Source organism: Paraburkholderia sp. D1E (assembly GCF_052682275.1).
In genome coordinates this window covers 6,894,529-6,917,419 of sequence record NZ_JBQYMB010000001.1, presented here as the reverse complement: position 1 = coordinate 6,917,419, position 22,891 = coordinate 6,894,529, and the positions used below count along the sequence as shown (strand labels likewise).

Annotated in this window: 21 protein-coding genes and 1 pseudogene; 11 read left to right on the top strand and 11 right to left on the bottom strand. The window is 62.1% G+C overall.

The features are described 5' to 3' along the window. The 4 genes from ACUN0E_RS31145 (at position 1) to ACUN0E_RS31130 (ending at position 3,866) form a co-directional block, all read left to right on the top strand. Entirely contained in the window at positions 1-936 is a 936-nt protein-coding gene (locus ACUN0E_RS31145; protein ID WP_445568995.1) for an aromatic ring-hydroxylating dioxygenase subunit alpha, read from the top strand. Further along, positions 914-2,128 (top strand): Rieske 2Fe-2S domain-containing protein, encoded by a 1,215-nt coding sequence (locus ACUN0E_RS31140; protein WP_445568994.1) that lies wholly within the window; start codon positions 914-916, stop codon positions 2,126-2,128. The genes ACUN0E_RS31145 and ACUN0E_RS31140 overlap by 23 nt, the downstream gene beginning before the upstream one ends. A 7-nt stretch (positions 2,129-2,135) precedes the next feature. Further along, positions 2,136-2,783: a glutathione S-transferase family protein gene (locus ACUN0E_RS31135; RefSeq protein ID WP_445568993.1), complete on the top strand. Its 648-nt coding sequence runs from the start codon at positions 2,136-2,138 to the stop codon at positions 2,781-2,783. Positions 2,784-2,945: 162 nt separating this feature from the next. Beyond that, a complete protein-coding gene (locus tag ACUN0E_RS31130; protein WP_445568992.1) occupies positions 2,946-3,866 on the top strand; it encodes a DMT family transporter in 921 nt (306 codons plus the stop codon). 94 nt (positions 3,867-3,960) lie between these two features. Here the strand turns inward: ACUN0E_RS31130 and ACUN0E_RS31125 are convergent, their stop codons facing one another. The 5 genes from ACUN0E_RS31125 to ACUN0E_RS31105 all read right to left on the bottom strand — a co-directional run bounded on the left by ACUN0E_RS31125 (position 3,961) and on the right by ACUN0E_RS31105 (position 11,742). Next, positions 3,961-5,178 (bottom strand): amidohydrolase family protein, encoded by a 1,218-nt coding sequence (locus ACUN0E_RS31125; RefSeq protein ID WP_445568991.1) that lies wholly within the window; start codon positions 5,176-5,178, stop codon positions 3,961-3,963. Between the two features lie 53 nt (positions 5,179-5,231). After that, positions 5,232-8,120 (bottom strand): Hsp70 family protein, encoded by a 2,889-nt coding sequence (locus ACUN0E_RS31120; RefSeq protein WP_445568990.1) that lies wholly within the window; start codon positions 8,118-8,120, stop codon positions 5,232-5,234. Then, on the bottom strand, positions 8,117-9,967 hold the full coding sequence (locus tag ACUN0E_RS31115) for an Hsp70 family protein (protein WP_445568989.1): 1,851 nt from the start codon (positions 9,965-9,967) through the stop codon (positions 8,117-8,119). Before ACUN0E_RS31115 ends, ACUN0E_RS31120 begins: the two co-directional genes overlap by 4 nt. Then, positions 9,964-10,551, bottom strand: coding sequence for a DUF2760 domain-containing protein (locus ACUN0E_RS31110; RefSeq protein ID WP_445568988.1), 588 nt, complete (start codon positions 10,549-10,551; stop codon positions 9,964-9,966). The genes ACUN0E_RS31115 and ACUN0E_RS31110 overlap by 4 nt, the downstream gene beginning before the upstream one ends. A 294-nt stretch (positions 10,552-10,845) precedes the next feature. Next, complete coding sequence (locus tag ACUN0E_RS31105; protein ID WP_445568987.1) at positions 10,846-11,742, bottom strand: LysR family transcriptional regulator; 897 nt, start codon at positions 11,740-11,742, stop codon at positions 10,846-10,848. Between the two features lie 131 nt (positions 11,743-11,873). Here ACUN0E_RS31105 and ACUN0E_RS31100 point away from each other — a divergent pair, with 131 nt between their 5' ends. The 3 genes from ACUN0E_RS31100 (at position 11,874) to ACUN0E_RS31090 (ending at position 14,388) form a co-directional block, all read left to right on the top strand. Continuing rightward, positions 11,874-12,533, top strand: coding sequence for an NADPH-dependent F420 reductase (locus ACUN0E_RS31100; protein WP_445568986.1), 660 nt, complete (start codon positions 11,874-11,876; stop codon positions 12,531-12,533). A gap of 7 nt (positions 12,534-12,540) precedes the next feature. Further along, positions 12,541-12,957, top strand: a complete 417-nt coding sequence (locus ACUN0E_RS31095) for a hypothetical protein (protein ID WP_445568985.1) — start codon at positions 12,541-12,543, stop codon at positions 12,955-12,957. A gap of 339 nt (positions 12,958-13,296) precedes the next feature. Further along, positions 13,297-14,388: an MFS transporter gene (locus ACUN0E_RS31090; protein WP_445568984.1), complete on the top strand. Its 1,092-nt coding sequence runs from the start codon at positions 13,297-13,299 to the stop codon at positions 14,386-14,388. Positions 14,389-14,576: 188 nt separating this feature from the next. Here the strand turns inward: ACUN0E_RS31090 and ACUN0E_RS31085 are convergent, their stop codons facing one another. From ACUN0E_RS31085 to ACUN0E_RS31075, 3 genes are all read right to left on the bottom strand, one after another. After that, entirely contained in the window at positions 14,577-15,347 is a 771-nt protein-coding gene (locus ACUN0E_RS31085; protein ID WP_445568983.1) for an SDR family oxidoreductase, read from the bottom strand. A gap of 75 nt (positions 15,348-15,422) precedes the next feature. Further along, on the bottom strand, positions 15,423-16,277 hold the full coding sequence (locus tag ACUN0E_RS31080) for an alpha/beta fold hydrolase (protein WP_408230494.1): 855 nt from the start codon (positions 16,275-16,277) through the stop codon (positions 15,423-15,425). An 82-nt stretch (positions 16,278-16,359) separates the two neighbouring features. Then, positions 16,360-17,055 carry an alpha/beta fold hydrolase gene (locus tag ACUN0E_RS31075; protein ID WP_445568982.1) on the bottom strand — a complete coding sequence of 232 codons (696 nt, stop codon included), beginning with the start codon at positions 17,053-17,055 and terminating at the stop codon, positions 16,360-16,362. Between the two features lie 178 nt (positions 17,056-17,233). Here ACUN0E_RS31075 and ACUN0E_RS31070 point away from each other — a divergent pair, with 178 nt between their 5' ends. Further along, positions 17,234-17,866 carry a CGNR zinc finger domain-containing protein gene (locus ACUN0E_RS31070; RefSeq protein WP_408230500.1) on the top strand — a complete coding sequence of 211 codons (633 nt, stop codon included), beginning with the start codon at positions 17,234-17,236 and terminating at the stop codon, positions 17,864-17,866. A 79-nt stretch (positions 17,867-17,945) separates the two neighbouring features. Next, complete coding sequence (locus tag ACUN0E_RS31065; RefSeq protein WP_445568981.1) at positions 17,946-18,500, top strand: TonB family protein; 555 nt, start codon at positions 17,946-17,948, stop codon at positions 18,498-18,500. Positions 18,501-18,541: 41 nt separating this feature from the next. Here the strand turns inward: ACUN0E_RS31065 and ACUN0E_RS31060 are convergent. Continuing rightward, positions 18,542-18,730 (bottom strand): annotated as a pseudogene (locus ACUN0E_RS31060) (hypothetical protein); the annotation flags it as partial. Between the two features lie 203 nt (positions 18,731-18,933). Between ACUN0E_RS31060 and ACUN0E_RS31055 the strand changes: the two are divergent. After that, a complete protein-coding gene (locus ACUN0E_RS31055; protein WP_445568980.1) occupies positions 18,934-19,908 on the top strand; it encodes a response regulator in 975 nt (324 codons plus the stop codon). Between the two features lie 73 nt (positions 19,909-19,981). Next, positions 19,982-21,421: an ATP-binding protein gene (locus tag ACUN0E_RS31050; RefSeq protein WP_445570554.1), complete on the top strand. Its 1,440-nt coding sequence runs from the start codon at positions 19,982-19,984 to the stop codon at positions 21,419-21,421. An 82-nt stretch (positions 21,422-21,503) separates the two neighbouring features. On the opposite strand, the gene ACUN0E_RS31045 is transcribed toward ACUN0E_RS31050, so the two are convergent. Together ACUN0E_RS31045 and ACUN0E_RS31040 are read right to left on the bottom strand one after the other, a co-directional pair. Next, on the bottom strand, positions 21,504-22,001 hold the full coding sequence (locus ACUN0E_RS31045) for an acyl-CoA thioesterase (protein ID WP_408520301.1): 498 nt from the start codon (positions 21,999-22,001) through the stop codon (positions 21,504-21,506). Between the two features lie 313 nt (positions 22,002-22,314). After that, complete coding sequence (locus ACUN0E_RS31040; RefSeq protein WP_445568979.1) at positions 22,315-22,779, bottom strand: DUF2501 domain-containing protein; 465 nt, start codon at positions 22,777-22,779, stop codon at positions 22,315-22,317. Between the last annotated feature and the right edge of the window lie 112 nt (positions 22,780-22,891).

Below are 22,891 nucleotides of genomic sequence, written 5' to 3'. Positions count from 1 at the left end.
ATGAGTACGGCAAGTTCGGCAAGCGAAGCGATGAACGACACGGTGATCGACGAAGTGATCTGGAACGACTGGCATCCGGTGGCCGCGCTGGATGCACTCGACGGCCTCGGTGCATCCAGCGGTGCGTCCGGTGGTTCGAACGCCGTGACCAGCACGCGGCTGCTCGGTGTCGATATTGGCATTGCCGCGCCGGCACAGTCGCAGTCGCAAAAACGCTTCCGCGTGTGGCGTCTCGACGATCACACGCCGTGCCATGCGCAGGCGCGCTACGGTGTGCTGTGGGTGTGTCCCGGCGAGCCGCATCGCGACATTCTCGCGATTCCCGAGGCCGACGAGCCCGATCGACGCCTGCTGCATGCCGGTGCGTTTCGTGTGCACGTGAGCGGTTTGCGGGCAATCGAAAACTTTCTCGACATGGGGCATTTTCCGTTCGTGCATACCGGCTATCTCGGCGTGGAACCCTACACTGAGGTCGCGCCATACCGCATCGAACGCGACGAGATCAACGACGAACTGTACGCACACGACTGCCGCTTCTACCAGCCGCGCGCCGCGATGACCGCGGGCGCCGCGCTCGATGTGCGCTACGTGTACCGCGTCGCGCGGCCGTTCAGCGCGATTCTGTACAAGACCTGCCCGCCGCAACCCGAGCGCTTCGACGTGATTGCGCTGTTCGTGCAACCGGTCGACGAAGAGTGGTGCGTCGCCCACACGGTAATGAGTTATCTCGACGACGCTAGCAGCGACGACGCATTGCGCGGCTTCCAGCAAACCATCTTCGCGCAGGACATCAAGATTCTGGTCAATCAGGTGCCCAAACGCCTGCCGCTCGGCACCGGCGAGGAACATCCAGTGCGGGCCGACGCGATGTCGGTCGCGTACCGCCGCTGGCTTACGGCCCAGCAGGTTACCTATGGGACGACCCATGGCCGATAAGGACCGCATGGAACACGCATGGTTTGCGCTGTGCGACATCGATCAACTCGGCGGGCAGGCGATCTATCACACCGAACTGCACGGCAACGAACTCGTGGTGTGGCGTGCCGAAGACGGCGCCGTCAACGTATGGGAAAACCGTTGCCCGCATCGCGGTGTGCGTTTGTCGCTCGGGCACCATCGTGGCGAAGCGCTGCAGTGTCAGTATCACGGCTGGCAGTTCAACTCGGGCAGCGGCGCTTGCCGCTTCGTGCCGGCACATCCCGATGCGGCGCCGCCGCCGGTTGCGGTGAAGACATGGCCGGTTGAAGTGCGTTATGGCTTCGTGTGGACCTGTCTCGCGCCATTCGGTGAGGCGCCGCCATTTACGCCGATCGAGGAACTTGAGACGGACGCCGCCTTTAACGCACCTTCCGAAGCACAACACGTCCGCTTACGCACCGTCGCGATCGATGCCCCCAGCGAAACCGTGCAGCATGCGCTCGCCGGGTATTGCTTCGACCATGCGCACTTCGATCCATGGCAGTCCACGGAATGCGTGGCGTTCGACGTTGCGACGAATGCCGTGATGATCGAGCAACTGGACGACGCCACGCATCGGGCGGTGTTCGTCGTACAGCCGGCCCGGGTTGGACGAACGTATTTGCATGGCGTCGCGCTCGGACCGGTTGCCTTGACCGAGCGCTTGACCGTGCAACGGCATCATCAGCAACGTCTCAACGCGTTGCGCGATGCGTTGGAGCAGCAATCGGAGCATCTTCAACCGCTATCGCGCGATGGCGTTGCCGATCGGCAGCCGTTGTCCGTGCCGCCAACTTCGCCGCCCGTGCAGCCGGTCATTCTGCAGCGCTCATTGTCGAAACCGGTCTCCGCTTCAGGGAGCCTGAGTGATAAGAATTCTTCCGCGGACAATGATGCGGCGGATCGGGCCTTCGATGTCCATCTGTCGCGCAGCAGGCGAACGATCAAGGTTGCGGCCGGCGTTACGGTGTTGCAGAGCTTGCGCAATCACGGCATCGAGGTGCCGAGTTCATGCGAGCAGGGCGTCTGCGGCACGTGCCGCACGCGCGTTATAGAAGGAACGCCGCTTCATCGCGACGATTTTCTGACAGCGCAGGAGCGGGCCGCGGGCGATTGCATGATGGTGTGTGTCTCGCGTGCGGCGACTGAAACATTGACCCTGGATCTATGAGGCCGCCATGCTCAAACTTTACGACGACGAGTTGTGCGGCGAAAGCTATAAGGTTCGGCTGATGTTGGGCCTGCTCGATGTGTCCTACGAAAAGGCGCGCATTGAGCTTTATCCGTCGAGGCAGAACGAGACGCGCCGCTTTCGCGCGATGAGTCCGCTGGGCACGTTGCCGGTGCTCGACGCGGATGGCGCATTGATGCACGATGCCCACGCGATCCTCGTCTATCTGGCGCGGCGCTATGGCAGTACCGGGTCAGAAGGCCAGGCTCACTGGTTGCCGCTCGACGATCCGCTGCAACTCGCGCACGTTCATACGTGGCTCGGGTTCGCCGCACAATTGAGCGATGTGGTATTCCCGTTGCGCGCGCAAGTGCTGCATGGCGTGCAGACGCACAACAATGCTTGCCGCACGGACGCAAAGAAACTGCTGCGTATCGCCGACGAAACCTGCTGGTTCAACGAGGCCGCGGGCACGCCGTTTGTCTGTGCGACTTCAGCGCCCACGGTGGCGGATATCGCCTGCTTCGTACCGGTGGCATTACTCGACGAAGCCGGGATCGAATCGATCGACTATCCGGCGCTCAGGCGCTGGAGCATGCGCATCAAACGCCTCGAAGGATTTACGACGATGGCCGGGGTCTATGCGGCTGTGTGACAGCGCTTACGCGGACCGCTTGCCGGTCACGGTCATCCGGGTGTTACCCATTAACACGTTTTCCGGCCCTGATACGGTGATTCCCGCCATACCGCAGCACGCGTTTCGAATCACGTCTGCCGTGGCTAAATTCGCTTCCAGAGGCGAAGCGGAGTATGTGGTATGGGTAGGATCAGGTGGTTCATCACGGCGCTGGCACCGGTGCTGTGGGGCACGATGCCATTGACGGCAAGCGAAGCAACCGCGCCCGGTCATCCGCTGTTCATCGCGACCGTGCGCAGTCTCGGCGCCGGTCTCGTGATTCTGGCGCTGTTCCGCAGACTGCCGCCGCGTGCCTGGCTCGGGCGGATTGTCATGCTCGGCATGGTCAATATTTCGCTGACGTTCGGGTTGTTCTTCGTCTCGGCTTCGCATCTGCCCGGCGGCATGATCACCATCTTCATGGCCCTCGCGCCATTCTGGGCCACGTTGCTGAGTTGGCCGCTGCTTGGCCAGCCGGTGCGCGCTGAACGTTTGCTGTTGATCGCGTTCTGTGTGTTGGGCGTGGCGTTGCTGGTCCGCGCATCGCCCGCCGCGCTCAATCCGATTGGTGTGCTGGCGGGACTGGGGGCGTCGGCCTCGATGGGATGCGGGATTGTCCTGTTCAAGAAATGGAACCGGCCGGATACGCTACTGGTGTTCACCGGCTGGCAACTGCTGGCGGGCGGTCTGTTTCTCGCTGCGGCTACCTTGCGTTTCGAACCTTTACCCGCGCAGCTTGGATTACGTAACGGCTTCGCGCTCGGTTATCTTGTGCTGGCAGCGACGATTGTTGCTTATGGTTTGTGGTTTCGCGGTATCGAGCAACTCGGTGTGCAACGGACTTCGATGCTGTTACTGCTGGTGCCCATGGTGGGAATCGCTGTCGATATCGTCTGGCTCGGCAAGCATTTGACGGTGTGGCAAGGCGTGGGCGCAGCGATCGTACTGAGTGGCCTGATTGTCGATACGGTAGCAGCGCAGCGTCTGGATAGGCGGCCGGCGCAGATAGGCAGTTGGCCACGGCCTCAGTCATCCGAACAGAAATGGGAACGGGTCGAGTAAGGCTGCCTGAATACATCCGCATGTCATGTCAGTTGAAGTAACCGACAGCGAGATCGATGAAACGTACTCGTTGAGGCGCGTGGCGAGAAGGAAATTAACTACGGACCTCGGCGCCGTTACGCGCGACGATCCGGCCGTTGGCCACCACCAGCAAGCGCGGCGGCCGTGCGACAACTGCGTGGGCGATCGTGTCCGCATCCAGCAGGACGAGATCGGCCCGCGCGCCGACGTGCAAGCCGTAGTTGGTGAACCCGCAGCCATGGGCAGCGGTGGTACTGACGCAGTCGAACGCAATCGCGAGATCGTCGTCGCGGCGCAGCCCGTAGCGCATGCCGATCAGCATCGCGCGTTCGAGCATGTCCGGCGAGCCGTACGGCGTCCACGTGTCGCGCACGCCGTCATTGCCGCCAAACAGCGTCACGCCTCGTTCGATGCAGGCCTTGAGCGGCGGCACGGGTGTCGAAGGCGGGGCCGTTGTCAGGAGCGCGACGCGCAGGTCGGCGAGCCGCGTGAGCAAGGCGTCGCGTTCGCGCTCGGGCAACGCGCCAAGACAGAACGCGTGACTGACAACCACTTGCCCCTGCATGCCGAGCGCCGCGACACGGTCGAGCAGGAGACCCAGCGTGAACGCGCCGATTTCGCCGGGCTCATGAAGATGAATGTCGACCGGTTTGTGCTGCCGGTTTGCAATGTCGAAGGTCAGATTGAGCGACGCAACCGGATCGCCGTCGATCAACGCGGGATCGAGCGCGCCGAGCACATCTGCGCCCGCGGTCAACGCGCGATCGAGCAGCGTGTCCGTACCCGGGCGGCCGAGCAGGCCTGACTGCGGGAACGCGACGATCTGCATATCGAGTACATCGCGCAAATGCTCGCGGGTGGCGAGTACGCCTTCCAGATGACGCAGGCCCGCGTCGGTATCAATATCGACGTGGGTCCGCAGACGCGTCGTTCCGGCGCGTACGAACGCGCGAGCCAGCGCGAGCGACTGTGCCCCCGCGTCATGGCCGCTTTGCGCGCGCCAGCGCCGTTCGTTTTCGATACGGTCGGTCAGCTTCGGGCCGACTTCATTGCGATACCAGTCCATGCCCCAGGTGGTTTTGTCGAGGTGCGTATGGCCTTCGACGAAACCCGGCAGCAGCAGCGCGCCTGCACCGTCCTCGTGGGCGACGCCAGGCGCACGCGGCAGGTTCGGGCCGATCGCCGTGATGTGGCCGTCGGCGATCGACACGTCGACACGTGCGCCGTCAGGTTGGCGGACGTTGGTGATGAGCAACGCGTTCGTCGCAGGGTGATGGGCTGTCGATGTCATAAAAGTGTTTGGCTGAGGTGCGGGAAATCCAGGCTGCGTTGACCTTCGATCCGTCATAGCGTTGCGGTTATCAGTTTCAGCCCTGCAGGCAGCGATTCGCCGAACACGCGGCCTTCGTCGGCGTCATCGAGTTCCACCGTTTCGCTGACCATCGTGATCCACGCGCGTGGCGCATTCGCTGCTTCGAGCCGGCGCACGACGGTATGGCGCAAGTCGTCGGGCAGGTCGCGCGAGCGGTCGCCGGTCATACGGGCGATCTGTACCGCGGCGAATGCCGCAGGGTCGACCTTCTTCCAGTCGAGCGCAAGGATCGCGTTCAGCCATTGTGCCGCGATATCCGGCGGCACGACGCTATGCGCGCTGCCATAAAACGGCCGCCGCGCGCCAATGCGGCCGACAGCCCACCAGCTCTGATGGTTTTCCGCGGGCTTCTTCAGCCGCGTGAGTACCGACTCGCCGAGCTCGATCTTGCGTTCAACCGGAATACGTTCGAGCGATGCGCCAAGCCGGACCATGTCGGTGAAACCCGTTTTCGACACGTCGAATGGCAGTTTGTGGCGCGATTGTGCAGCCGTTTTCAGATAGGCCATTGCGTCGAGCACGCGCAGTTGCGCGCTTTCGTCGAGGCCGCCCGCAGCGCGGCGCCATAGCGTCCACCATTCCGACCAGACCTGGCTTTCGTTGACGTACTGAATGCCGTCGTCGAAGAGCGACCAGAGCTGCTCAACACGCCATTCGTCGAGCGGATAGCCGAAGCCGGGCCGTACACAATAACCGGCGAGATTCAGCCACAAGCGCTCGTGGTCGGCCGAACGCCGACGGCGGCGCGCGCGTTCCCACAGCGCGCCGAACAGTTCGCGCAGCAGCGCGCTGTTCCAACTCTCACGCGGCCCGAGCAGCTGCTCGAGTTGCGAGCGCAGGCGTTTGACTTCCTTCGGGTCGACTTTTTGCGTGCGCGAACCGAAACATCGGTCGATATGGTCGATGGATTCGTCGAGCGCGGGGTGCCGGACTTGTGCCGGATCCGCCTGCAGGTTTACCTGAGCGTCTTCACGACGCAATTGGAATTCGAGCAACCAGCGCTGCGCGGGATTGCCGAGCTCGATGCAGTGGACTTCGAGCGTGCCCACTTCGGTCAGGGAGGTAGCGATTTGTACCGTCGTTTCGCCGCGCGCCGTGCTCGCGCCGCGTGGCTGTACGATCGTCGCGATAGGCGGCAGGCGAACGAAATCGCCTTGCGTAAGATCGGCCAGTTCGCCTGGTTGGTAGACCGTATCCGCGCTTGAAGAGGCCAGGTGAAAGCGCACCGGATGCCCGAGGCGCAGTGCAAACGTGTGGTCCTCGATACGAATTTCGTGGCCTTCTTCGGTGCCGCGCGGCAGCAGGCAGAGGCCGCGTTGCACCGGCTCGGCATTGCGATCGCCATTACCGGTTTCGTCCAGCACGAGGAAATAACTGCGCGCCGAGCCGCCACCGATTTTCGGCGCCTGGCCCGCGCGGGCCAGAGCATAAGCGACCGCGCCGCGCGCGACAGCGACGTCGGGATTGTCGTTGTGCAGAACGTTGAGCGGCTCGCCGCGCCATGTGCCCAAGGTGCTGGACAGACGCTGCGTCAGAGCCTCGGCGCGAAATACGCCACCGTTCAGCAGCAGTGTGTCGGGCACGGGCAATCGTTCGTCTTGACCTTCGCCCGCGTCAGAGGAAAGCGCAGAGGAACCGAGCGCCTTACGCGATTGCGCTGCGAAGCGGCTTAGAAACGCCGCGATGTGACGCGTGACCGCCGCATCGGTGGCATAGGGCAGCCCGAACTCGACGATTGCGCCGCGCGGCCTCCCGGGTCGTTCGTTCGATGCCGCAGCAGGAAAGAATCCGTCGACGATGATCTGCTCGACTTCCTCGCGCGTCACCTGCGCGGTGCGCGAGCCGCCGATCAGCTTCGAGCCCGCACCGAGCAGCGTGATCGAAGCCGACTCCGGCGCGTGCGGACCGAGCAGTTGCTCCTTCGCGCCGCGGCAACGCTCGACCAGTTGCGACAGACTCGCCGCCGACAAACGCGTGCGCTCGTTGCCCGCTTGCGGCAAGCGCGCCTCGACCCGATGCGCGAGTGCGAGGTCCATGTTGTCGCCGCCGAGCATCAGATGGTTACCTACGCCGATGCGCGTGAGTGCCGGCTCGCCATCGCGCATGGCGACTTCGATCAGCGTGAGGTCAGTGGTGCCGCCGCCCACGTCGCAGATCAGCACGAGCCGGGTGGCCGCCAGTTCAGTGGCCAGACTCTCGCGATGATGAAACAGCCAGTCGTAGAACGCGGCCTGCGGTTCTTCCAGCAGCCTCAACGTGGGCAGGCCCGCCATCCGCGCCGCTTCTACCGTCAGCGCTCGCGCGCCTTCGTCGAAAGAAGCGGGCACCGTTAGCACGATGTCCTGCGCTTCGAGTGGTGCATCCGGAAAGCGCTGATTCCAGGCCGCCCGCACGTGCGCCAGATAGCTCGCGCTGGCTTCGACCGGCGAGACCTTGCGGACATCGTCGGCGGCACCCCATGGCAGGATCGGCGCGGTGCGGTCGACTGATGCGTGCGACAGCCAGCTCTTCGCGCTCGCTACCAGCCGCCCTGGCACCTGGCCGCCGAGCGCACGCGCGAGCCTGCCGATCACTACAGGTTGAGTCTCTGCGGTATCGGTCGAACTTTCTGCTGCGCGCCACGGCAATTGCAGATCGCCCATGCTCAACTCGCCCGCCGCCGCGTGATACCGCACCGATGGCAGGAGCGGCTGCGCGGCGACTTCGCCGAGACTTACCAACTGATCGATCTCGAAGACGCGAATTTCCTGCGATCCTGCGGCAGGGTCGCCCGCCGCAGGATCGCCTGCCGCAGCATACGCCAGCACCGTGTTGCTGGTGCCGAGATCAATGCCGACGCTGTAGCGCTTCATCTCAGTCATGCATTGGCGTTGCCGCGCACGTCGAACTCGACCTTCCAGCGCTCGTCGGTGCCGCGCGGCATGGCTTCGAGTTCGAGCGTGCCGGCTTCCGTCACGCGCGCATGCAGCTTCACCGGCACAACTTCACCGGCAGTGCGGCCGGCAGACGGCAGCGTCGCCTGGATTTCCTCCAGTTCCTGCAATTCGTCGGCGCCCCAGAAGTCGAGCAGCGTGCCGACCTGATCCTGACGACGCACCGACGAACCGAAGAAACGGAAGTGCACCGGCTCGCCGACGACCAGCCCGAACTCCTGCGCGGGCAGTTCAGCGTCCGTGCCTTCCTCCATGCCGAACGGTGCGACACACAACGCCTGGATAGGCGGCTCGAGTCCGGGGACAGCGGGCATCGCCGATTCGATTGCGATGTAGTACGCGCGTGCGGTGCCGCCACGAATGCGCACGCCCTGACCGCGTCGCACGTAGCCGTAATAGGCTGCGCCGCGCGCGACCGCGAGATCGAGATCCGCGCCTTCGAGCAGACGGGCTGGCGGTGCACCTTCGGCGGCGAGCCAGCCATTGAGCGTGCCCATGATCCGCTCGACCAGCAGCGGCGACTTGAACACGCCGCCGTTGAAGAGCACGGCGGTGGGATGCAGGAAGGTCGCGCCTTCCGCGCTGGCGATATCGCGCAAACCTTCGATTTCGGCGAGCGCGCCCACCTGACGGCCGAGGAAGGCCGCGAGATGCCGCGTGATACCTGCGTCCTGTGCATACGGCAGTCCGAGTTGCGTCAGACCGGCACGCGCGCGGCTCACCGGGCGCGCCGCGCTCTCCACCTGCGGGAAGAAGCCTTCGAGAATCGTCTGGGTCAACTCCGCACGCGTCAGTTCGGTGCGGATCGAACCGCCGATCAGCTTCGAACCGCGGCTTTGCACAATGAGCGGCACGGTATCGGTCGACGGGTCGCTGAGCAGCGTTTCCTTCGCCGCGCGGCAGGCATAGGTGAGGGCGCGCAGTTGCCACGCGTCGGCCTGGGTGCCTTGTGCGGCAAGTTTGCGCGCGACCACGTGAGCAAGCGCGAGGTCCATGTTGTCGCCGCCCAGCAGAATATGCTCGCCGACCGCGATGCGATGCAGTTCGAGATTGCCTTCGCGCTCGACCACGGCGATCAGCGAGAGGTCGGTCGTCCCGCCGCCTACATCGACCACAAGAATGATGTCACCGACCTTGACCTGCTTGCGCCACTGGCCGCCGCTCTTCTGAATCCAGCTATACAGCGCGGCTTGCGGCTCTTCGAGCAGCGTCATGCGGCCGTAACCGGCGGCTTGCGCAGCTTCGGCGGTCAACTCGCGCGCGGCCGGATCGAACGACGCGGGGATCGTCACCGTGATGTCCTGCTGGCTGAACGGTGCGTCCGGATGCGCGTGGTCCCACGCTTCGCGCAGGTGCGTCAGATAGCGCACCGAGCTTTCGAGCGGCGAAACGCGCGCGACTTCAGGCGGCGCGTCGTTCGGCAGAATCGCCGCGCGACGGTCGACGCCCGGATGGCACAGCCAGCTCTTGGCGCTCGACACGAGCCGGATCGGCGTGGCCGCGCCGCGGCTGCGGGCGAACTCGCCGACCGCGAATTCGCGCTGACCGGTCCACGGCAGGTACAGGTCGCCCGAGGCGAGTTCGTCCGGATGCGGCAAATAGAGGAACGAGGGCAGCAGATCGAGGTTGTCGATCGCGCCGGGGCCGGTGAGTTGCGCGACCGGCAGCACGCCCTGGGTGGTCTTTTCGCCGTCGCTGGCAGCGGTGTCCACGTAGGACAGCGCGCAGTGCGTGGTGCCGAGGTCGATACCGATTGAGAAGCGTGCGTCGCTCATAGCTCCACCTCGGCCGGTGCGATCACCTTGGCGTTGTGACTGCCGGTCAGCTTGGGCAGACGCACTTCGTCGACACGCCAGCCGCGGTGGCTGATGCTGCCGTTAAACGGCGCCTTGCCGACGACGTTGCCGGTCAGGCGAATCGAAGACGCGTCGAATCCTTCGGCCAGCGTCACGCGGCTGCCTTCGGCTTCGTCGCGCACCGGGCGGATCGTGAAATGCTCGCGCAGCGTCGCGCGGCAGCCGTCGTGCACGAGGCGGGCGGCGGCGCCGATGTCGGCGTCGCTATAGCTCTTGATGTCTTCTTCGACGAAATCGATGAAGCGCGCGTCGCGTTGCAGCAGGCCCAGCAGTTGGAGTGCGGCGTCCGGGCTTGCTTCCTTCAGCGTGGGCGCGGGCTGAGGCGCGGAGGCAGGCGCTGCGGCAGGAGCGGGCGTGGGCGCCGGTGCAGTGCTGGCGGCGGCAGCGCCACCTTTACGCAGGCGCAGCACTTCGCCGGCGAATTCGCCATCGCCGAGGATGCTGAAAAACGTACTGACGGCAAGTGAAATCCTGCCGAGGAAAGACGGGTTCGAATCGGTCATGAATGCTCCTGAGGGGCTCTGTTAAAGGACGAGCTGTCCTGGCTGCGCCGCACGCGACGGGCCCGGCGTGCCAGATTGGCTCGATGGGCCGTCGTCATGCGTCTTTGCGAGGGTCGGCGGCAAGCATGCCGCCGAGGTCTGATTCATCGGGTCTTGCGGCGCGTTTTGCGCGCGCAAACCCGTATTTTGCCTTGTCGCGCGCCCGAAGCGGGCAAAGCCGGCCATTCTAGCGGTCAATGGGTGGAGATTGACGGACGGCGAAGGGTGCCTGCCGGCGATGCCGGTCTGCTCATTTCACGCCGCGTGTGGCCCGAATTCGGCCGCGACCTGGTCGATAAACGCGCGTAATTTCGGGGTGACGCGGCTTGCCGGGAACACCAGATGCATCGGGCGCGCGGGCGCTTCATAGCCGTTGAGCAGCCGCACCAGCCGGCCCGTGGCGAGCTCGTCTTTCACGGCCACTTCGGGCGCAAGTATCACGCCGCCACCGTTGAGCGCGGCAGCCAGCAGCGCTTTCACGTCGTTGGCCTGAAAGCGGCCGGAGATCGGCGCCACGTGTTCGCCTTGCGCATCGGCGAAACGCCATTCGGTCTCAACCGGCAAGCTCGTATAGACGAAGCTCAGACACTCGTGCGCTGCCAGCGCTTGCGGGGTAGGCGGCTCGCCGCGCTCGGCCAGATAGCCGGGCGACGCGCAGGCGATCAGCCGGTACGGCATCAACGGCCGCGCGATCAACGACGAATCCGACAGCGAGCCAAGACGGATCGCGGCTTCATACCCTTCGTCGATCAGATCGACGAAGCGGTCGGTCAGCGCCAACTCGACCCGCACCGCGGGATGGGCTTTCAGGTAGCGCGTGATCATCGGCGCAAGACAGCAGGTGCCGAAGGTCACTGGCGCGGTGATGCGCAAACGTCCGCGCGGCGAGGCCGACAGCTCCTGCGCGACCGATTCGGCTGCTTCGGCATCCGCCAGCAACGCCTTGCAGCGCTCGTAGAAAATCTGGCCGATCTCCGTGAGGCTCTGACGGCGCGTGGTCCGGTTGAGCAAACGCGCGCGGACGCGTTCCTCCAGCGTGCTGACATGCTTGCCGGCCATCTGCGCGGAGATGCCGAAGGCGAGCGCGGCCGCGGCGAATGATCCGCTATCGGCTGTTTTCACGAACACGGCCATGCTGGTCAAGCGATCCATTATTCCCCACTCCTGATTTCGACAGTCGATAGATATTACATATTTATCCGTCTGGAGTTTTGAATCATAGTGTTTCTCACCGATGGGCGTGCTCAACTGCGCGATCCGTAGATAGACATGGAGTGTGAAACATGAAGATAGGCATTCTCGGCGCCGGTTTTCTCGGCCGCGCGATGGCGACTGTCGCGAAGAACCATGGTCACGAAGTGATGATCAGTAATTCCCGTGATCCGCGGACCCTGATCAGCACGGCCGCAGTGCTTGGCTGTGCGCTCGGCACGGCTGAAGAGGCGGCGAAGTTCGGCGACGTGGTGGTGGTGACCGTGCCGTTCAGCAACATTGACGCGCTACCGGCTGCGGCGCTCGACGGCAAGATCGTGATCGACACGTGCAACTACTATCCCGACCGCGATGGCCAGATCGAGGCGCTCAACAGTCGCTCGACGACCACCAGTCAGATGTTGGTCGCTGCGTTGCCGGGCGCGAAGGTGGTGAAGGCCTTCAACGCGATTCTTGCGAAAGACCTCGAAACGGACGGCAAACCTGCCGGTGCGGCGAACCGCCGGGCACTACCAATTGCCAGCGATAACGCGCAGGCTAAACACGTGGTGACTGGGCTTCTCGATCAGTTCGGCTTCGATCCAGTCGATGCCGGTGCGCTCGCCGACAGTTGGCGCTTCGAGCGTGCGAAGCCGGTCTATTGCATTGCACTGGATCGCGCGGGCATCACTGAAGGATTGGCGGCGGCGCAGCGGGACATCGAGTTGCCGCACGGATCGTGGCGGCATTGACTGGAGTGTGGCGGCGATTGCGGGGTCGTCGATTCCGCAGATGATGCTCGACGGTGAACTGGGCGCGGCCCTGCTCGGTGAAGACATGCCGAAAGACCCGCGCGTGCGCACGCTGGTGCCCGATGCGCAGGCTGCGGCCAAAGACTGGTTCGCGCGCGAAGGTGTTGTGCCGATCAATCACATGTTCGCGGTGCACGAGAATGTGTCGAAGCAGCGTCCCGACGTGGTTCGTGAGCTTTATCGAATGATTGTGGAAAGCCGCTCGCTCGCCGAAGGAATTCCGGCCGCGTTCCCGCCGATCGGGCTGGAAGCCAATCGCAAGGGCTTGCAACTGGCAATCGACTGGGCACTCGATCAGAAGATCATTCCGCGTCGCCTGTCCGTCGACGAGCTGTTCGACGATGTAACCGGCAGCCTCGGGTAAGTGATGAAGCGGAGCCTCTGTGTCGAATCAGATGCTCCTCCTGGCGACGTCCACTAGCCATCCCGCAGGCGCGTCGCCAGGCAGAAAAGTTTGCGTCGAATAAAAAAATTATTGGAGATGAATTGATGGAGACAACTCGACTGAAAGGGGCTCGGCCGGATAACCGCTGGGGCATTCTTGTGCTGCTCGCGCTCGGGTTGATGATCTCTTTTGTGGACCGCACGAGCATGTCCGCAGCGCTTGCGGACCATCATTTCGTGCGGGAATTTCTGCTGACTCACGTCGAGCGCGGCTGGCTCGGGTCGGCCGTGTTCTGGTCCTGGGCTCCTCCAGATTCCCATGGGCTGGCTCGTCGATCGCTATGGCGTGAAATGGCCTTACGCGATCTGCTTTGTGCTGTGGTGCCTGGCAGCGGCAGCAACCGGCATGGTCACCACGCTTTTCGCTCTGATCCTCGTGCGCCTGATGATTGGCGCTGCCGAAGCCGTGGTGGTTCCCGCGACCTATCGCTACCTCGCCAACAACTTTGAAGAAACCCAGAAAGGTACGGCCCTCGGCATTTTTTCAATCGGCGGCAAGATGGGGCCGGCGCTCGGCGCGCCGATTGCGGCCTGGCTGATCGTTGAGAATTCGTGGAAGGCGATGTTTGTTGCCACCGGGCTGGTGGGACTGATCTGGTTGATGCCGTGGCTGCTGATGCTCAAAAACGATTTCCCATCCAAAGCTGGGCTTGCGGCGGCGAAGCAACGGGCGGCGTCGGTGCCGCTTGGCAATCTTCTATCGAGCCCGGTGGTATGGGGCGGCTTGATTACCAACTTTTGCTACAGCTATTTTGCGTTCTACTGCATGACCTGGATGCCGGCTTACCTGGTCGAACAGCGCGGCCTTTCGCTGAAACAGTCGGGGCTCTATACCTTCGTCAGCTTCGCAGGCATTGCGATCGTGGCGGCGCTTGCCGGCTGGGCGGCAGACCGGCTGATCGCACGTGGCCACGACGCGGTGGTGGTGCGCAAGTCGTTTATCGTGGCCGGGTTTATCGGCGGCACAACCGTTTTGCTGGGCGCCTATACCCGTTCGCCACAAATGGCCTTGTTCTGGAATGTGGTTTCGCTCTCGCTGCTGGGCCTCGCCACCGCGAACAACCTCGCGCTGGTCAAACTGACGCTGATCCCCAAGCAGGCCGTTGGCTTGAACACGGGCGTACAGCAGGTAGCGACCAGTCTGGCGGGCGGGGTCTCGGCCAGCCTGTCGGGCTGGTTGCTCCATCTCGGGGGCAGCTACACGCTGCCCATGCTGGCGATTTTCGTGTTCCTGCTGCTGGGTGCAACCAGTACGATGGTGCTGCTGCAGCGGAAATGGGCGCCGAAAGTCAACGACTGTGGGCACGAACAGCCGCAGAGTGAGGGGCTGGTGAGGCAAATTCTGCCGTGAGCCGATAGGCTGAGATCGACAATCCGATCGATGCCGCGCAGCAGATCGCGGTCGTCTCCTGCGAGGCCCATTTCTGCCGATGATCGAACGGCAAAAACCGGCCAGGAGACAATCTCACCAGACACACCGAATCGCTTTCATTTCGGGACTGGCAGCAGAATTTCAGTTCGTTAACCTTATCGTCTGCGTCAGATCGATTTGACCTCTCCGCCATCCATCCTCAACGTCGAGCCCGTCATCCAGTGAGCCGCAGGCGACACAATGAACGCCATCAGCTCGGCAATCTCCTCGGGCGTGCCATACCGGGCGATCCCCGCTTCGACAGGAAATCGCGCGGTCGCTTCTTCGACCGTCATGTCGTGCAGCGGAGCCCAATGTTCCAGATAGGATTGCCGCCGACCGGTCATCACCGGCCCGGGCAGCACGCTGTTAACCTGTACACCGTCTGCAATCCCACGGTCCGAGAAGGCTTTTGCCAGAGCCACAATCGCCGCGTTGATCGTGCCCACCGCCGCGTATGGTGCTTTGGGAAACAGCGCGGAGTTGCCCGACATCAGCACCACCGATCCTGAGGTCTGCTTCAACGACGGCCATGCCGCGACCGTCAATCGCCGGGCGCCGTGCAGCTTCAGCGCGAAGCCGCGGTCCCATTGATCGTCGCTCATCTCGAAGACGTCGATCTGCGGCACCGCGCCCGCAATGTTGAGTAACGCGTCGATCTGCCCGAACGCCGACAACGTCTGGTCGACGACGTTCTGCGCCGCCTCCGGATGAGACAGGTCGAGGTCAATGGGAAGCGGTTCGGCACCGGCTTTTTTTACCTCGTCAGCGGTCTGGGCGAGGTTCTCGCGATTGCGCGCAACGAGCACGACCGACGTAAAGTCTCGCGCCAACCTGATGGCGGTTGAACGGCCGATCCCCTGGCTCGCTCCTGTAACGATTGCTACCCTCGTGGACATTTCCTTTCTCCTTAACTCGTGAATGAGCGGCTTGAACGGCGATCCAATCGACAACCATCATTCCGCGCCTGCATGTCAGCGAATAAGAAACCCCGAAATAGCTGCGGCAATCTCTGCTGCATGCGTTTCAAGCGCGAAGTGGCCGGTATCGAAAAAACGCACCTCAGCGTTCGGCATGTCTCGCTTGAATGCCTCGGCGCCGGGCGGCAGAAAAAACGGATCGTTCTTCCCCCAAACGGCAAGAAAAGGGGGCTGGTGGGTGCGGAAATATTGCTGGAATGCGGGATACAACGCGACGTTGTTCCGGTAATCCTGGAACAGATCGAGCTGGATCTCGTCCGCGCCCGGCCGGCTCAGATAGAAGTCGTCAAGTGAGTAGCCGTCCGGCGACACGGCAGTGGGGTCCTGTACGCCATGCGTGTATTGCCACACGGTCGTTTCATGCGTCAGCATGGCGCGAAGCGCTTCGCGATTGGCATGCGAAGGATCCTGCCAGTAGGCGCGGATCGGATTCCAGCCCTCGCTCAAGCCTTCTTCGTACGCGTTGCCGTTCTGCGAGATGATCGCGACGATCCGCTCGGGGTGACTGAGTGCAAGCCGAAAGCCGGTCGGCGCGCCATAGTCGAATACGTACATGGCAAAGCGGTCGAAACCGATCTGCTCGGTGAAGCGCTCGATCACGTTGGCGATGTTGTCGAAGGTGTACGCAAAAGCATCGCGGTTCGGCATGTCCGACTGGCCAAAGCCTGGCAGATCAGGCGCGACGATATGGAAGTGCTCGGCAAGCAGGGGGATCAGGTCCCGAAACATGTGGCTCGAACTCGGAAAACCGTGGAGGAGTAACAGCTTCGGAGCGTTCGAACGACCCGCTTCGCGATAGAACACCTTGACGCGGTCTACGTCAGCGGAACGATAGGCAATGGAGGACATGGGTTGACTCCCGGTTAGGTAGGGGGTGTGTTGGAAATGACATGCTGCGAAGATGTGCCGGCGTGACAGGTTTCAGGTATCGCTAACGAGCCGAGACGGCCTCGATCGCTTCGACGATCACGTTGGTCACGACGTCAGGAGCTGTGACCATTGGCATGTGATCGACCGCGTGTGAACGCACGCGCGCGTTCATGCGCTGTGCCATGAAATATTGCGTGTCGGGGCTGATCATCCGGTCCTGCCCGGCAGTCAGGAACCAGCTCGGCCGGTCCTTCCAAAGCGGGCGTCCAACTGCCTCGCCAATGCACGAAACTGAAATGGGGCGTTGAATCGCACCGAGTACCGTCAACTCCTGCGCGCTCGCGTGCTGCGCGAACGCCGCCGCGAATGCCTCATTCGGCAGCCAGATCAGACCATGCTGATCCGGCGATAGCCGGGGGGCCTGCGGGTGCGTTTCGCCACGGTAGAACACATCGCCCACCGTTTCGCCTTCGGCAGGTGCAAGCGCGGCTACGTAGACGAGTGCCTGTACGTTGTCGGCACGTGTCGATCCGATCACTGCGCCGGCGTACGCATGCCCTACAAGTACAACCGGACCTTCGATGCGTTCCAGCGTTCTATCGAGGGCGGCGATGTCGTCTTGCAAAGAACTGAGCGGCAACGGTACCGCAACTGACTTGATGCCCTGCGTCTGCAGGCGTTCGATGACCTTGCTCCAGCTTGAACCATCTGCCCACGCGCCATGCACGAGCACCGCGCTCACGTTGCCAATAGACATTTCTCGCTCCATTGAAAGAATTGAATGCTGTTTGTGAGGCGTGCGCACATCGCTTCGCCCCATGCGTTTGTAACCTGATTAATGCGTATTTGCAGGTTACAAAAGAGAGGTGTAACTTGTCAAGAGCATTTTTAGTGGTTACGATGAAGCCATCGTCACTTCACATTTGTCATGAGAAATGGACTACCGTCAGATCCCCGCGATAATGGTGGCCGATGCGCCAGGCCTCGATTTCCTGAACTCGGTCGCGACGCCGGTCGATGAAGCAGTCGACTGGATCAGCGACGGGGAAGGCTTGCTTGCCTGGTTGGACCAGGCGGAGTTCGTGCCTCACGCGACCCTTGACGCGATACGGATCCGGTCGACGGCTGCCGAACTCGATGACGTTGCAGCACGCGCGCGTGAACTGCGCGAGTGGTTCAGGGGATTTGTCCGGAAGAGGAAGGGGCGGGCGCTGGTCGCCAAAGATTTGCGTGAGCTGGAACCCTTGAATCAACTGCTCGAGCGGGACCAGCAGCATGGTGAAATCGTCACGAATGCGTCGGGTGGTGTGACGAGCTTTGAACTTCGCGCGAATCGGCGCTGGCAGTCGCCGGAGTCGCTACTGATGCCCATCGCCGAAGCGCTGGCGAGGCTGGTGTGCGACGAGGACTTCACCTACGTGAAAGCCTGCGAAGGTCCCAAGTGCACATTGATGTTTGCGGATCACACGCGTGGTCACGCTCGCCGGTGGTGCAGCATGGCGATCTGCGGTAACCGCGCGAAGGTCGCGGCTCACCGCAAGCGGCTCAAGGAGCAGGAAATCGGCTAGGCTACGGCTGTAGTGATCGCCAGGAATCGCACGCTGACATCCAGAATGGCTGACGAAAGACTGATAAGCGGAACCGCAGATGAATAACAACAATCGCTGGCTGCTTGCCCTTGCTTCATTTTCGCTGTGTCTATTGGCAGCATGCACGACTGGCTCACAAAGCGAAAACGGCCCCACGCTGCCGTCGGCCGCTGACGTCACAAGCCGCTGTCTGACGCGTGTTGCAGGCAGTGGCGAGACGCCCCCAACGCTGGATCAATTAACCGGACCGCAATGGCGCCGCTACGTGGGTTGTGCGTTGGCCAGCAATATGTCCGTCGATTTACGCACCGTCGCCGACAACCCGGAGGCGATTGTTTCCATCCGGCTTAACGCTGACGGTTCGGTCAATTCGGTCGCGCCGCTGCACTCCAGCGGCAATCAGGCGTGGGACGCCGCGGTGCAGCGCGCGATAGTGGCTGCCTCGCCGTTACCGGCCGCACCTGCCAAGCGCGAATTTGCGCGAGTCGACCTCTATTTCAGGCCTCAACATCGTCCGACTGGCATTGGGGGCAGCACAGGACTCACCGATGAAAGCCATTGGGAGATACGTCATTGCACGACGATGAGAGGAGTCACCACCACGTGCAATTAGTGCTGCTAGCGAAGCCACGCACCTCGTAAGCTGGAATCGAATCACTGAAGCCCTGGGGGGCGGGCAACCAGCTCGGGTTCGGGTGAGGCACGATTCACATCCGGCACAAGCCACATTGCTTCGGCATCGAAGACGATTTCCTCACAACGCGCTCGCCTCCCGGGCGAGTGGAACACATGCGTGACCAGTTTTTCGTAGCCGGGTGCGCTCACTATGAAGTGCACGTGAGCGGGGCGAGGCCGGTCCGCAGACTCGAGCCGGTTAAATTAAGTTATTCCATCCGCATACTATGACGGAAAGGCCGCGCAAGTTTGCACTGTTCATTCAAAGACCCCGGTACTATATGGTTCAGCGAGAATCGGCCCGGGAGCCAGCGTGAGAGAAGCGGGCATGTAAGCCGATGCGAGGCACGCCGCATATTCCACGTAAAAACATGAACAATTTTATTCGACCCCCAGTTTTCTATCCGTCATCTGTCGTTTTTGTGGACGACAGCGATAGTTACCTTGATGCATTGCGCCGATTCTTTCCGGATATTTCCACCAATCTGTTTTTCACGCGGCCTCAAACCGCGCTCGCTTTCATTCGCAAACATGCCCGCGAGAATTCGCTGGAGTTTGCGCCGGCGTCGGCTTGTCTAAGCGAGACGGGCCTGGAGCGCTATGTCGAAAGCTCGGCGGAGCGAGACATACTGGCCCGCGATTCCCGATTTGCAGAGGTGGCCGCGGTCGTCGTCGATTACGACATGCCTGGACTGAGTGGTGTCGAATTCCTCTCGTCCATATCCAATTTGCGTTGCGCGAAGGTGCTCCTGACCGGCGTCGCGGATGAGACGGTCGCGGTCAAGGCCTTCAATGCCGGCATCGTCGATTTGTATCTGAGAAAGACCGATGCGGATTCGGCTAACCGGCTAGTGCATTTTCTGAAAGATGCCAGAAACAGGCACTGTTCAGAGGCAGGCTGGCTTGGCTTAGGCGAAAACGGTACGACATATTGCGATCCCAGAACGAGAAAAGTCATCGACGAGGTGGTTGCCGCTGAAGGCATCGTCGAGTACTACTGGCGTCCGGAGCAGAATGCCATCCTGATGTTCGACCGTGCGGGCAAGCCGAGTGTTTTCCTTGCCTGGGCTGAGAATGACTGGATCTCCCAGGCGGAGATCGTGGCGGATGAGAGCGGTCCGGCCGATCTGCTGAGGCAGATGGCGGTACGCGAGTCGATGCCGGTTTTCTGGCCGCACCTGGCCTTTCGTCCCAGTACGGACTTCAGAACGGTACCGCCGCAAACCATCCCCGGCTGGGACGACGCTTTCTATTGCTGGACGCGAATAGATTCGGCCGAGGTGGGTGTGAGCACACTGACGTTTTCGCAATGGCGGAGTGACCGGAATCAGCAAGCCCACGGATGACGGCGCCACCACTTCGCGTACTCTGCGATAAAAATGCCGGAATAGCCCAATGCTTCCAGACACATTGAGCCACATGTACGCCATTCCGACTGCCTTTGTGTCTGCGCTGTTCGTGGTGTTCGGTCTTTACGTACTCATCACGCAAGGGGTGACGCGTCTGTCCGCGCCGTTCCTTTTGATGTGTGCGGCGACATTTGCATGGCAGGGCACATGGACCTTGCTGTTCCAGACCGAAGATCCCCACATTGCAAGCGTGCTGGTCAGGGTCGGTTATCTCTTCATTCTCTTCCTGCCTACCACGTTCTATCACTTCGTCACGGAGGTGGCGGCGAGGCGCCGTGAGCAGCCGGTATTGCTCGCGTCTTACGGTATGTGTCTCGTCCTGGCCGTGCTGCTGCCCGGCAACGAAGTTATCGCCGGCTACCGCCACTACTTCTTTGGTTACTATCCGAGTGCCGGGCCGTTGCATCCCTTGCACGTATTGCAGACCGTGTTGCTCGCCGGCCGCAGCGGACAGCTTCTGCTCGGCGCCCGCAAGCAGGCCGGTGGTGAAGCGCGCAGGCGTCTCGATCTCTGCTTTGCCAGCCTTTGCCTCTATTCATTCGCGGCAGTCGACTACGCGGTCAACTACGGCTATGCGTTCTATCCGCCGGGCGTGCTGTTCATCGCCCTCAGCCTGGGACTTCTCGCGATCACGATTGTCCGTTACCACCTGATCCACCCCTATGCGCTCGCGGCGACCATCGCGCACGAAATCGCGACGCCGCTTGCAACGATCGCCATGCACGCCGACGAAATCGCCAGCGTATGGTCCCACGTGTTCAAAGGTTACCGGCTGGCCGTCACGCATGGACTTTACGACGACCAGGAGGTGCATTCCGGACAGCCCGAACGTGTCAGCCAGCTCGCTGCAGCGATCAGACGGGAGGTGTCGGGCACCAGCGCAATGGTCGAAATGGCGCTCGCTTCATTCACCCTGGATCGTCTGGACCGCACCCGTTTTAGTCCTCATTCCATGCAGCAGTGTGTGACGTCGGCGCTGGAACGCTATCCGTTCCGTGGCGGTGAACGTGCTTGCGTCACCGTGGCGCCGATCGATGCAGCCTTATACTTTTCGGGCTCGGACACGCTAGCGGTTTTTGTCCTGTTCAATTTGCTGAAAAATGCGTTGCACGCGATTCACGTGAGCGGTGAGGGCGAGATCGCCATCAGTGCGGTTCAGGAGCAGGGCTTCTGCGTACTGCGATTCCGCGACACGGGGCCGGGCATCGCGCCCGATGTGTTGCCGCATATCTTCGACGCCTTCTTCTCGACCAAACGGCACGGAAGCGGCGCGGGCATGGGGCTCGCATTCTGCCGCCGCGCGGCGGAGCTTCTGGGTGGCAGTATCGAATGCAGTTCGATGCGCGGTGCGCACACGACTTTCACCGTGCGCTTGCCGGTACCGGGTTCGCCGACGGACCGCGCACTGAGCAAAGCGCCGGCGCGTTCCTTGCGCCGGCGTCAGGAGTGAAAGTTAAGGTTGGAGGTTAGCGGTGAATCTCAAACGATAAAACCCAGCGGAAAAACTGAACGGCGAAGGTCAGCCGCCGGGATCAGGCGGCTAGTGCCGTCGTCGGCAGTTCATACTCCTTGACCCGCTCGACGATCCCTTCCGGGAACCGCCTGATCTTCCGGTCCCGTCCGGCGTACAGGATCTGCTGGTAACCCTGCGAAACCTGGCGACCATCCACGCAGAAGCGAAACAGCAGGTAGGCCGAACACTGCTTGACCTGCACCGTGTTCAAATAGCAATCCACGTGCTGGAAAGGGAACGTTTCGTGGACGTATTCCTGGTGTGCGCGTTTGGTCACGAACATGCCGTCCGATCCCAGCAGGTCGTTGTGTATGCACTCATGAAACCACCGCTCGCGGCACACACCTTGCCACTCGAAATAACGTGAGAAATACGTATTCATGAACGCGTTCGAGTCCTTCAGATAAATGTCGAACGTATGGTGGAAGGTCTTTAGCGAGGTCGTGGTCGTCGGGTCTTCGGAGAGAAGGGCGGAACCTCGGGTCAGGGCGGTAGGGATTGATTCACGCATCAACATACGATTTTCCTTTTGCAGGAACGGCTGCTTGCGGCAACCACGCATGCCTCCCTGTACGGCAGGCACATCCCATTCTGTTGGGGATGTGGGCCGCATGGCTATTGGCTGACAAACATGCGGCGCAGAAATCTTGAACTTCTCGTGGATCGAGCGTGTTGCGCGCGGCGATTGCCGCGCAGGTTGAAACCCGTCGTACCCGAAAAATCGCCTTGGAAAGGCCGGTAACGTGCCGGCGGAGAACGCGGGCGAGGGCGTGGTGCATAACGCACCCGCCCCGGCGCCTCTACCCACTAGGCATTGCTCCGTGCCATGCTTACAGCATGGATTTGCCCTGGGCAAGAATCTTGTCGCAAATCTGCTTCGTGGCCTGTTGCTTCAGGCCGCCGCCGCTCAGGTCCAATTGCTGGCCGCTGCTGCTGCTCAGGATACCTTTGGCGCCGTTGGTATAGCCGCTGTCGGACGAGGCGGCACTGGAACCGCCAGGCAGCTTGCTCATCAGCGAGTCCTTGACCGAAGACGCGCCGCTGTCGCTGACATAGTTGTTCTTGATGCAGAACTCCAGCACGCCCGCGACATTGCTGGTGCTGCCAGAGGTCAATGACTGACCCGACAAGGCACTGCCCATGTTACCGAGGCTCCCGAGGCCACCGGACGATCCGCCTCCACTACCTCCGCTCTGGTTGAGCAGGTTTCCGAGTTGCGCCTGAGCGCCCGAGACAGGTAGTAATGCGGCGATCAGGATCCCTAGAGCTGTGGTGCGATACGTACGTGCTTTCATACTCGAACTCCTTTTCTGGCTGGAAATCCCCTCTACTATAGTTCTTTTCAGACGTTCGGCAGACGGCGTTGGCACGTTACACATTGCGTGACGCAATGGGCGTCTACCTGCC

Bases quoted from the DNA above. Each gene is read 5' to 3' on its own strand.
- ACUN0E_RS31120 (WP_445568990.1), bottom strand. From the start codon at position 8,120: ATGACTGAGATGAAGCGCTACAGCGTCGGCATTGATCTCGGCACCAGC.
- ACUN0E_RS31100 (WP_445568986.1), top strand. From the start codon at position 11,874: ATGAAGATAGGCATTCTCGGCGCCGGTTTTCTCGGCCGCGCGATGGCG.
- ACUN0E_RS31105 (WP_445568987.1), bottom strand. From the start codon at position 11,742: ATGGATCGCTTGACCAGCATGGCCGTGTTCGTGAAAACAGCCGATAGC.
- ACUN0E_RS31125 (WP_445568991.1), bottom strand. From the start codon at position 5,178: ATGACATCGACAGCCCATCACCCTGCGACGAACGCGTTGCTCATCACC.
- ACUN0E_RS31075 (WP_445568982.1), bottom strand. From the start codon at position 17,055: ATGTCTATTGGCAACGTGAGCGCGGTGCTCGTGCATGGCGCGTGGGCA.
- ACUN0E_RS31135 (WP_445568993.1), top strand. From the start codon at position 2,136: ATGCTCAAACTTTACGACGACGAGTTGTGCGGCGAAAGCTATAAGGTT.
- ACUN0E_RS31110 (WP_445568988.1), bottom strand. From the start codon at position 10,551: ATGACCGATTCGAACCCGTCTTTCCTCGGCAGGATTTCACTTGCCGTC.
- ACUN0E_RS31085 (WP_445568983.1), bottom strand. From the start codon at position 15,347: ATGTCCACGAGGGTAGCAATCGTTACAGGAGCGAGCCAGGGGATCGGC.
- ACUN0E_RS31055 (WP_445568980.1), top strand. From the start codon at position 18,934: ATGAACAATTTTATTCGACCCCCAGTTTTCTATCCGTCATCTGTCGTT.
- ACUN0E_RS31145 (WP_445568995.1), top strand. From the start codon at position 1: ATGAGTACGGCAAGTTCGGCAAGCGAAGCGATGAACGACACGGTGATC.
- ACUN0E_RS31080 (WP_408230494.1), bottom strand. From the start codon at position 16,277: ATGTCCTCCATTGCCTATCGTTCCGCTGACGTAGACCGCGTCAAGGTG.
- ACUN0E_RS31070 (WP_408230500.1), top strand. From the start codon at position 17,234: ATGGACTACCGTCAGATCCCCGCGATAATGGTGGCCGATGCGCCAGGC.
- ACUN0E_RS31050 (WP_445570554.1), top strand. From the start codon at position 19,982: ATGTACGCCATTCCGACTGCCTTTGTGTCTGCGCTGTTCGTGGTGTTC.
- ACUN0E_RS31040 (WP_445568979.1), bottom strand. From the start codon at position 22,779: ATGAAAGCACGTACGTATCGCACCACAGCTCTAGGGATCCTGATCGCC.
- ACUN0E_RS31115 (WP_445568989.1), bottom strand. From the start codon at position 9,967: ATGAGCGACGCACGCTTCTCAATCGGTATCGACCTCGGCACCACGCAC.
- ACUN0E_RS31090 (WP_445568984.1), top strand. From the start codon at position 13,297: ATGGGCTGGCTCGTCGATCGCTATGGCGTGAAATGGCCTTACGCGATC.
- ACUN0E_RS31130 (WP_445568992.1), top strand. From the start codon at position 2,946: ATGGGTAGGATCAGGTGGTTCATCACGGCGCTGGCACCGGTGCTGTGG.
- ACUN0E_RS31140 (WP_445568994.1), top strand. From the start codon at position 914: ATGGGACGACCCATGGCCGATAAGGACCGCATGGAACACGCATGGTTT.
- ACUN0E_RS31045 (WP_408520301.1), bottom strand. From the start codon at position 22,001: ATGTTGATGCGTGAATCAATCCCTACCGCCCTGACCCGAGGTTCCGCC.
- ACUN0E_RS31065 (WP_445568981.1), top strand. From the start codon at position 17,946: ATGAATAACAACAATCGCTGGCTGCTTGCCCTTGCTTCATTTTCGCTG.